The following is a 1,861-nucleotide window of genomic DNA, read 5'->3' as shown; positions in this document are numbered from 1 at the left end:
GATGCGGGTCTTCTACAACGTCGGCGAATGGGGCTTTCTCGACGAAAGCGCTTGATAAATGAGAGTGACGGCCGGGTGTGCGAATTCGCACACCCGGCCGCCGCTCGTTCAAGAGTATGCGATCCCCCTGTTCAAGGTGGGGATCAAACCGTCGCATGGGGATTGAACAACCCGTTTTCAAATCCATTGATTAAATCCATGATCATCGATATGTTATTGCTATCGGCCGACGATGGCCTCCAGAGGATCAAGCGCCTCCGGAGCGACCGGCCGCCTCCCAGTGCCCGCTGAGACCGACTCGAAGACCAATCGAGAGGTGGGCAATGATGCCTGCAAACTCAGCCATGCACTCCCCCGCGCGCCGACAGGCAAGGGCGCGCGCGCAACTCACCAGACGACTCTTCCTCACCGGCGTCGGCGCCACCGCCGCGGCCGCCGCCGGCATCGGCGCCGTCGGCCTCGCCGAAGCGCAGACCACGCCGACCCCCGCCAACCGGTTCGGGCGCATGTTCCCGAGCCTCCCGCCGTACGTCCCCGCCGACGAGCGCTGCCGCCAGGCCATGATCTCCATCGGCGCCGTCGGCGGCATCATGGACGCCGACGACGACCTCGCCGCCGGGCCCATCCAGCTCATCCTGGACCCCGCCCTCAGCGCGAACAACCCCGACAACCCCACCCACACCGCCGGGACCACGTTCTTCGGCCAGTTCCTCGACCACGACATGACCTTCGACCAGACCTCCCCGCTCGGCACCCCGACGCGGCCCGAGATCTCACCGAACGACCGCACCCCGGCGCTCGACCTCGACACCGTCTACGGCGGCGGCCCCGCCGTCGACCCCGAGCTGTACGAGACCGACGGACGCCACCTGCGCATCGAGTCGGGCGGCCTGTTCGAGGACGTCCCCCGCACGGGCGGCCGGACCGCGATCATCGGCGACCCCCGCAACGACGAGAACGCCATCCTCTCCGGACTCCACGCCGCATTCATCCTCTTCCACAACGAAGTCGTCGACCGCCTCGTCGGCACCGGCTACGGCGGCAACGTCTTCGCCGAGGCCCGCCGCCTCGTCACCTGGCACTACCAGTGGATCATCGTCCACACGTTCCTGCCGCAGGTCTGCGGCCAGGCCGTCGTCGACGACATCCTCGACAACGGCCGCGACTACTACAAGCCCGAACCGAACCCGGCGTTCATGCCGATCGAGTTCCAGATCGCCTACCGCATGGGCCACAGCATGATCCGCCCGTCCTACCGCCTCAACCTCGCGGGCGACAACGGCGGACCGTTCTTCGGGTTCATCTTCGACCCCGCCGCCCAGTTCGAGGACGACCCCAGCGACATGCGCGGCGGCGTGCGCAAACCCCGCCGCTTCGTCGGCTGGCAGACGTTCTTCGACTTCGGCGACGGGCAAGTCCGGCGCAACAAGCGCCTCGACCCCGTCATCTCCACCCCGCTGTTCCGGCTCCCCCTGGGCACCATCCCCGGCGGCCAGCCCCCCATCTCCCTGGCCCAGCGCAACCTGCTGCGCCACATGACCTGGAGCGTCCCCGCCGGCCAGCGCATCGCGCAGACCATGGGCCACCAGATGCTCATGCTCCAGGACGCCATGGCCCCCTACGGGATCGCCCTGGAGAACCAGACCCCGCTCTGGTTCTACGTCCTCGCCGAGGCCGAGCAGCTCGCCGGCGGCCTGCGCCTGGGCCCCACCGGCGCCCGCCTCATCGCCGAGGTCTTCCTCGGCCTCATCGAACTCGACCCCACCTCCTACCTCGCGGTCGCCCCCACCTGGCGGCCCACCCTCCCCAGCACCACCCCCGGCGGGTTCCTCATGCAGGACCTCCTGCGCTTCGCCGGCGT

At 68.5% G+C, this 1,861-nt stretch carries 1 protein-coding gene; it reads left to right on the top strand.

Features of this window, described 5'->3' with window-relative positions; genetic code table 11:
• Nucleotides 1–326: 326 nt before the first annotated feature.
• Nucleotides 327–1,861: peroxidase family protein (locus DI269_RS02055; protein WP_198667066.1), on the top strand; the 1,535-nt coding region annotated here is incomplete at its 3' end.

The sequence above is a fragment of the Glycomyces dulcitolivorans genome, assembly GCF_003265355.1.
Classification (GTDB): Bacteria; Actinomycetota; Actinomycetes; order Mycobacteriales; family Micromonosporaceae; genus Glycomyces; species Glycomyces dulcitolivorans.
This window is presented reverse-complemented; position numbering and strand designations above follow the sequence as displayed.